Annotated in this window: 9 protein-coding genes; all 9 read left to right on the top strand. The window is 65.3% G+C overall.

All coding sequences use genetic code 11. The features are described 5' to 3' along the window. Positions 1 to 1,144, top strand: a 1,144-nt coding sequence (locus ZRA01_RS19550) for a tyrosine-type recombinase/integrase (protein WP_218028768.1), incomplete at its 5' end; no start/stop codon positions are given. Positions 1,145 to 1,310: 166 nt separating this feature from the next. Then, positions 1,311 to 2,105: a hypothetical protein gene (locus ZRA01_RS19545; protein WP_141355050.1), complete on the top strand. Its 795-nt coding sequence runs from the start codon at positions 1,311 to 1,313 to the stop codon at positions 2,103 to 2,105. Between the two features lie 120 nt (positions 2,106 to 2,225). Then, complete coding sequence (locus tag ZRA01_RS19540; RefSeq protein ID WP_141355049.1) at positions 2,226 to 2,429, top strand: helix-turn-helix transcriptional regulator; 204 nt, start codon at positions 2,226 to 2,228, stop codon at positions 2,427 to 2,429. Positions 2,430 to 2,442: 13 nt separating this feature from the next. Further along, the gene (locus ZRA01_RS19535; RefSeq protein ID WP_141355048.1) at positions 2,443 to 2,706 is read left to right on the top strand and encodes a hypothetical protein; all 264 of its coding nucleotides are present in this window, start codon (positions 2,443 to 2,445) and stop codon (positions 2,704 to 2,706) included. Next, on the top strand, positions 2,703 to 3,737 hold the full coding sequence (locus ZRA01_RS19530) for a DNA-primase RepB domain-containing protein (RefSeq protein WP_141355047.1): 1,035 nt from the start codon (positions 2,703 to 2,705) through the stop codon (positions 3,735 to 3,737). Before ZRA01_RS19535 ends, ZRA01_RS19530 begins: the two co-directional genes overlap by 4 nt. Then, positions 3,734 to 4,051: a hypothetical protein gene (locus ZRA01_RS19525; protein WP_141355046.1), complete on the top strand. Its 318-nt coding sequence runs from the start codon at positions 3,734 to 3,736 to the stop codon at positions 4,049 to 4,051. Before ZRA01_RS19530 ends, ZRA01_RS19525 begins: the two co-directional genes overlap by 4 nt. Positions 4,052 to 4,275: 224 nt before the next feature. Then, positions 4,276 to 5,805: an IS21 family transposase gene (istA, locus tag ZRA01_RS19520; protein ID WP_141355051.1), complete on the top strand. Its 1,530-nt coding sequence runs from the start codon at positions 4,276 to 4,278 to the stop codon at positions 5,803 to 5,805. A 48-nt stretch (positions 5,806 to 5,853) separates the two neighbouring features. Next, the gene (gene istB, locus ZRA01_RS19515; protein WP_141355045.1) at positions 5,854 to 6,642 is read left to right on the top strand and encodes an IS21-like element helper ATPase IstB; all 789 of its coding nucleotides are present in this window, start codon (positions 5,854 to 5,856) and stop codon (positions 6,640 to 6,642) included. A 127-nt stretch (positions 6,643 to 6,769) separates the two neighbouring features. Continuing rightward, on the top strand, positions 6,770 to 7,412 hold a 643-nt coding region (locus ZRA01_RS19510), incomplete at its 3' end, for an AICE element replication initiation protein (RefSeq protein WP_218028767.1).

Here is a 7,412-nt window from a genome sequence, read left to right as displayed (position 1 = left end):
AAGCGCCATGTCAAATGAGATCGACAGCAAGACGAAGCGCGACAAGCTCGCGCCCCGCCGCGAACCCTACTGGGCACCCCTGCAAAAGGGCGCAGCCGTAGGCTTTCGCAAGCTCGAGAACGGCACAGGCACATGGATTGCCCGGTGGAGGGACGACGAGGGCAAGCAGAAGTATCGAGCCCTTGGCGAGTTCGACAAGTTCGACGACGCCGCCAAGGCCGCCCGCGCATGGGTGGAGAGCTGCGAGCAGGGCGCCAAGACGGGAGTGACCACCGTCAAAGAGGTCTGCGAGGACTACATCAAGGCCCTGTGCGCCGAGGGGCGGCACGCTACCGCCAAGGATGCAGAGGGGCGCTTCACCCGCCTAATCTACGATGAACCCCTCGCCCGGCTGCCGATCGACAAGCTTCGCGCCACAACCGTTAGCAAATGGCTTAACGAGCAGATCGAGGACGACGAGGAGGCCGACGAAGAGGACGTGCGCCGCTCGAAGGACAGCGCCAACCGCAACCTTGCGACCCTCAAGGCCGCATTGAATCGCGCGCTGCGGCATCGGGTCGTGACCACCAATGCAGGGTGGGCGACCGTGCAGAAATTTCCCAAGGTGGGCGCCCGCAGAAAGGATGCCTTCCTCAGCATGGAGCAGCGAAAGGCATTGCTTGCCGCCTGCCCCGAAGACCTCGCCCTGTTCGTCAAGGCCGCGCTCTTGACCGGCGCACGCCCAGGTGAGCTTGCAACCCTCAACGCTGGCGACTTCGACAAGCAGCTAGGCGCCCTGACCCTGACCGGCAAGACCGGGCGGCGCACCGTTGCAATCTCTTCGGCAGCCGTCGCGTTCTTCATCGAGGCCGGCAAGGACAAGCTACCCGCCGCGCCCATGCTCGCCACGTCCTACGGCCAGCGGTGGGACAAGGACGCATGGAAGAAGATTTTCAAGGCTGCCGTCGAGGCCGCACAGCTCCCCGACGCCGTTGTGATGTACTCCCTTCGCCACACAGCTATCAGCGAAATGATCCTCTCAGGGATGGACAGCCTTATCGTTGCGAAGCTCGCCGGCACGTCAGTTGCCATGATCGAAAGCAATTACGGGCACCTGCGCCACGACGTTGTAACGGCCAAGCTAGACCGCGTGGCGATGCTCTGATTTTTATTTTTCCGGGGGGCATGGCTACCCCCGGAAAAGATCGTCACAACCTACACCACCGTCAAAACCCGCGCCAGCACTGGCGTTCCGGGGTGTAGGTGCGCGTCTGCCGTGAATGTCTTTTCGCCCATTTTCCACCGCCCGACACCCAAGAGGAGCCTACAGCATGACCACGCCCAGCCCGAGTTTTGCCGACACCTACCCGCCCGAACTGCGCGAGCGTATCGAATTGCTCGCCGGAGACGAAGCCACGCCCCGCGACCGGCGCACCCTTGCCATTTTTGAAGACGATGAAGTGATGCGGACGGCGCGGGGGTATATCGCAAGGCTTTTAGATGAGGGCGAGCACTGGCGCGGTGAAGACAGGTTAGCGCGCCTTGACGCATTCTTCACGTTCATCGATGAAGCCGCGCGCACTATCGAGGCACAGCCGCCTGGATCACATCTGCGGTACAACACCACGGAGCCGCTTGTGTTTTCGACGCCCGGCGAACTTCAAAACGACTTGGCGGCAGCGTCTGCGCATGCCCTTAAATTGACAGCTATCGTCGAGCGCACAGCCACAGCGGTTTCAGCCCACTTTTCAATCAGCGCCGCCTATCAGCTAATCGACTTGCTCGATGCGTTTTACGAGGCTACAGCAACCGCCACAGCAAACCATGTCGAAAATCGAAGGCTCGATAAAGCGGCAGGGCGCGCTGGCGCGCCGGGCTTGCCCGGAAGCAAGGCCGGCAAAAGTGCAATGCGGAACTGGCTGATGGGTCAAATTGCAACGCTTGCAGCCTATCATCTTCGGGATAGAGCGGTGGAACTCGTGACCGAGGTTACACGCGCTTTGATGAACGATGCCGAGCCGGTGGCAGGCAGTACAGCACGGGAGATCATACCGAACACACGGCTAGTCCCCGCCGAAGGAGCGTGGGCGCTGAGCGAGGATTGGAGAGACAAGATCGAGCAATAGCCGGCGGGCGCGGGATTTCTGAAAAACTCGCCAGGAATCCCGCTGCAGAAAATGGCCCGTGCGACCTCACAGTAAGGACCGCCGCACTAACGCGGTATTCCTAAACAGATTGAGGTCAATATGGAACGCACGCAACCCCAAAGCCTACTCCCCATTCGGAGCGTTCAAGCTCAAACCAATCTCGGGCGAACCAAGATTTACGATCTGATTCGCAAGGGCGACTTCCCCGCCCCGATCAAACTCGGCGCCCGTACGGCGCGATGGCCTGCCGCCGCGATTGACGCCTGGATTCAAAAGAAGATCGACGCCCAGGCCGCAGCTTGAGGAGGTGCCGACCATGAAAGCACCCCTGCTTATCCAGATCGAAGGCGACACCCACACCGCCCGCGCCTTCCCCAATTACGCCGCATTCCTACAGCACGTAGAACGCCAGGAGGCCCGCGCCAAGGCGAACGGCGCCAAAACGTGGCACGCCCAGGCGATGCGCCAAGCCCGTAAGACTGACGTGCTTGTGATCTATCGCGGCAATCAGCCCGTACCTGTGCCGACCCTGCGGCAAGTCCGCGCAATCGTTAAGGCATATAGGGAGGGCGCGCGATGAACTACACCGCGATCCTTCCCCGTCGGAAGAAAGCCCCCACCACCCGGCCAGGGGTGAAGGGGGCGGGCGTTACCAGTGCAATCAAACTCTTGAAGGGTAACACCAAAGGCATTGAGCTACTCAACGCCGACCTAATCGCCCATGCCTTCGCCGGTATCGGCGCAGACGAAGTGCCGTGGGTCACAGGCTTCGCCGGTGACGTAGCCACGGCAGACCACAAAGTATGGTTTGGCTCTTCGGCCCTGCCCATGCCCCGATTCATCCGCGACACCCACAATAACTATGTTTGCGTCAGCACGTTCAAGCGCGCCGAGGATGGAAAGTACCGGCGCCGCAAGGATTGCTGGGCCGGCTTGTGGCTTGTACTCCTGGATGACATCGGGACCAAGATCCAGCCCGAAGCCCTACGCCTCGCCCCCTCTTGCCTTGTGGAAACGAGCCCGGGCAACTTCCAAGCATGGCTGGCCCTCGCCCAGCCCGAGCGCAACCAGGCCAAGGCCCAGGCCCTAATCGACGGCCTCATCAAGGCCGGCGCCAGCGACCCAGGCGCGGGCAACTTGACCCGATACGGCCGATTGCCGACTGGCATCAACGGCAAGGCCAAGTATGCCAAGGACGGCCAGCCCTTCACGCAACGGGTGCATGTGTGGGAGCCCTCGCGCCGCTACACGCCCGAGCAGATTGCACAGGCGCACGGCTTCGACCTCACCGCCGCCGCCAGCCAGCCCCGCACACCGCGCAGGAAGCCCAGCGACAGCAACGCAGGGCGCCCGGGCTATCTCCCCATCCTCGAGGCTGCAGGGCTGTATCTGGAGCCCATCCGCGGCTTTCACGGCGGGCATCGGATCGTCTGCCCTTGGCATGACGGCCACACCGGCAAAGATCAGACGGGCACGGCCTATTTCGAGCCAGACGAGCGGAACGATATGAAGGGTGGATTCAAGTGCCAGCACGGCCACTGCACCCACCGCACGATTGCCGACCTTGATTGGTTCATCGTGCGCTTGCTGGCGGGGAGGGATGCAGCGTGAACGCGCCATTGAAGCTCACGCCCGCCCAGGTGAAGCAAGCCGCAGAGGAAGCAGCCGACCCGCACGCCATCGTGCGCGATGCACTGGCACGCCTGCCCGGTGACAAGGGCGCCATCTACGAAGAGAGCGTAATCGAGGCACTGCGCGTCATCCGTAGGAAGTCCGAAGCCGAATACGCTCGACTCATCGCCAACGTGAAAGGCCAGCGCACGCGACTGGACAAACTGACGAAGGGCGAGGGTGAGCAGCACGACAGCCCGCAGGACATGGTTCTAGCCGTGGCCCGCCAGCGCGTGTCACCGACCGGCACATAGGAGCCACTTGATGATCGGCACAATGGAGCCAGGGCGTGACCGGCACATAGGAGCCACCCCGTGATCGGCGTAATGGAGCCACCCACGGATCGGCACATTGGCGCCAGCGCCGGATCGGCGTAATGGAGCCAGTCTCACTCTGACGGACGTCTCGACCTTTCGCGGCCCACCGCTACCCTGCCGGGTTTGGCAGGAGGAAGCCGGTGGCCCGCAGGAGCATCGAGATGCACGAGTACCGCCAGGCCCTGATGCGTTTGCGTCAGGGCGATTCGGAGCGCGAGATTGCCCGCTCCGGTTTGATGGGCCGCGCCAAGGCGGCCCGCTTCCGAACGCTGGCCCAGGCCCAGGGCTGGCTTGAGCCCAGCCACCCCTTGCCGCCGGACGCCGAGATCGCCGCCGCGCTGGCGCCCCCGCGTCTGCCGGCCTCGGCCCAGTCGGCCCTCGCCGCCTACCGCCCCCTTGTCGAGCGCTGGCTCGGCCAGGGTGTCTCGGGGGTGGCGATCCACGCCGCGCTGGTGCGCGAGCACGGCTTCACCGGCCACTACTCCAGCGTCCGCCGCCTGATCGGCGCCATCGGGCGCGACCTGCCGCCCGACACCACGGTGCGCCTCTCCTTCGAGCCGGGCGAGGCGGCCCAGGTGGACTTCGGCGCCGGCCCCGAGCTGGTCGATGCCGCCACCGGCCAGCTTCGCCGCACCTGGGCCTTCGTGATGACCCTCGCCTTCTCGCGCCACCAGTACGTGGAGTTCGTGTGGGACCAGAGCGTGCGCACCTGGCTCGGCTGCCACCAGCGGGCTTTCGAGTGGTTCGGTGCGGTGCCGGCGCGGCTGATCATCGACAACGCCAAGTGCGCCATCACCCGCGCCTGCGCCCGCGACCCCGAGGTGCAGCGGGCCTACGCCGAGTGCGCGGAGGGCTACGGCTTCCGGATCGATGCCTGCCCGCCGCGGGACCCGCAGAAGAAAGGCATCGTCGAGGCGGGGGTGAAGTACGTGAAGGGCAACTTCCTGCCCACCCGGCGCTTTCGCGACATGGCGGACCTCAACGCCCAGGTGCGCGAGTGGGTCTTGCAGGTGGCCGGGCAGCGGACGCACGGCACGACCCGGGTGAGGCCGCTGGAGAGCTTTGCGGTGGAGCGCGCATTGCTCCTGCTGCTGCCGGCGGTGCCGCCGGATCTGGGCAGCTGGCAGCAGGTGACGGTGCATCGGGACTGCCACGTGAGCTTCGAGCGCGGGCTCTACTCGGTGCCCTTCACGCTGGTGGGCAAGCGCCTGTGGCTGCGCGCCACCGACAGCGTGGTGACGGTGTATCAGGACTTCCAGCCGGTGGCGCTGCACGCCCGTAGCCGCCGGGCCGGTGAGCGGCGCACCGTCACCGATCATCTGCCGCCCGAGGCTCGGGCCTTCTTCGCCCATGACCGCGCCTGGTGTGTGCAGCAGGCCGCCGGGGTCGGGCCGGCCTGTGCCCGGCTGATCGCGCGACTCCTCTCGGACCGTGTCTCCGAGCGCCTGCGGGCGGCCCAGGGGGTGCTGCACCTGAAGGCCAAGTACGGCGCCGAGCGGCTCGAGGCGGCCTGCGAGCGGGCCCTGGCGCACGACAGCCCGCACTACCGCACCGTCAAGACCATCCTCGCCGGGGGGCACGATCTGGCGCCCGCCGCGGGGCCGGTCAGCAGCGCGCCCTACGCCGGCGGGGCCCGCTTCGTCCGCGGCGCCGCCGATCTCTTTGCCGACGAACCCCCTTCGATTCACTGACCCCCAAGACGCCCTCCCGGCGTCTTTCCATCCCCAAGGAGTTTCACCATGAATCCCGCCACCGAACTGGCCCCGCAGCTCAAGCAGCTGCGCCTCTCGGGCATCCTCGACTCGCTCGATGCGCGCAATCGCCAGGCGATCGACGCCAAGCTCGCCTACACCGAGTTCCTCGCCCTCCTGATCCAGGACGAGGTGGCCCGGCGCGAGCAGAAGAAGTTCGCCACCCGGCTGCGCCGCGCGGCCTTCCGCGCCACCAAGACGCTGGAGGGCTTCGAGTTCGACCGGCTGCCCTCGACCAACCGGGCGCTGGTCCATGACCTGGCCACCGGCCGCTACATCCACGAGAAGGCCCCGGTGCTCATCGTCGGGCCCTGCGGCACGGGCAAGAGCCACCTGGCGCAGGCGCTCGGGCACTGCGCGGTGCGCCAGGGGCAGGACGTGGTCTTTGCCTCCTGCGCCCAGCTGCTGGCGAGCCTCAACGCGGCCCGGGCCATCGGCAACTACGAGCGAAAGCTCCAGCAGTTGGCCCGCGTGCCGCTGCTGATCATCGACGACTTTGGCCTGAAGCCGCTGCGCGCCCCGGCCGACGAGGATCTGCACGACCTGATCGCCGAGCGCTATGAGCAGGCGGCCACCGTGGTCACCAGCAATCTCGACTTCACCGAGTGGGACCAGGCCTTCCCGGGCAACCGCCTGCTGGCCTCCGCCACCGTCGATCGGCTGCGCCACAACGCCTATTGCCTGACCCTCGACGGGGCGTCCTACCGTGCGCCGCGGCAGGGCCCGAACAAGGCCAAAACGACGCTTGCCAGCACCCCGAAAAACCACCACTCTTGAACCCCCGAAGACGTCCGTCAGAGACGATTCAAACTGGCTCCTATATGCCGGTCAGGGGTGGCTCTATTGTGGCGGTCAGTGACAGCGCGCGACCTACGCCCACACGGCAGAGGGCGCAGGCGTGGCCTTGATCGAGATCGAGGGGCGGCAAGAGGTCCATATGCTCAACTCGACAGGCTTCGACCGCTGGCTTCGCGGGCAGGTGTATGCAGCGCATAAGGTCGGCATCCCAGACCAAGCCATGAAGACGACGATTGCCACGCTTGGCGCGGTAGGCACCTTCGAGGGGCCGGAGGTGCAAACCTACCTACGATGTGCAAAGCAAGGCGACGCCTATTACCTTGACCTGTGCGACGACGGATGGAGGGCCGTTCGCATTGCTGCCGGGGAATGGAGCTTGCAGGATCGCTCCCCTGTGCATTTCGTACGCACGGCAGGCGCGCGACCACTGCCCCAGCCCGGAGCACGGGGTAACGTGAATGTCCTGTGGCGTCATCTGAACATCCCGAGGGACGCGCGCCCGCTAGTGCTAACGTGGCTTCTCGACGCAATGCGCCCGGACACGCCTTATCCTGTGCTTGAGGTCAGTGGAGAAATGGGTAGTTCTAAAAGCACGACGCAACGCCGCTTGCGTGCCCTCATTGACCCCGTAGCCGTGCCGTTGCGAGGTGCCCCGAAGTGCGTGGAGGATATCCACATCGCAGCAGCCAACGCCCAGGTGTGCAGCTTCGAGAACCTCAGCAGCCTATCGCAGGACATGCAAGACGCCT

It is taken from the genome of Zoogloea ramigera (assembly GCF_006539865.1).
Taxonomy (GTDB): Bacteria; Pseudomonadota; Gammaproteobacteria; order Burkholderiales; family Rhodocyclaceae; genus Zoogloea; species Zoogloea ramigera.
Note: the sequence above shows the minus strand (reverse complement) of the source record. Positions and strands in the feature narration are given on the sequence as shown.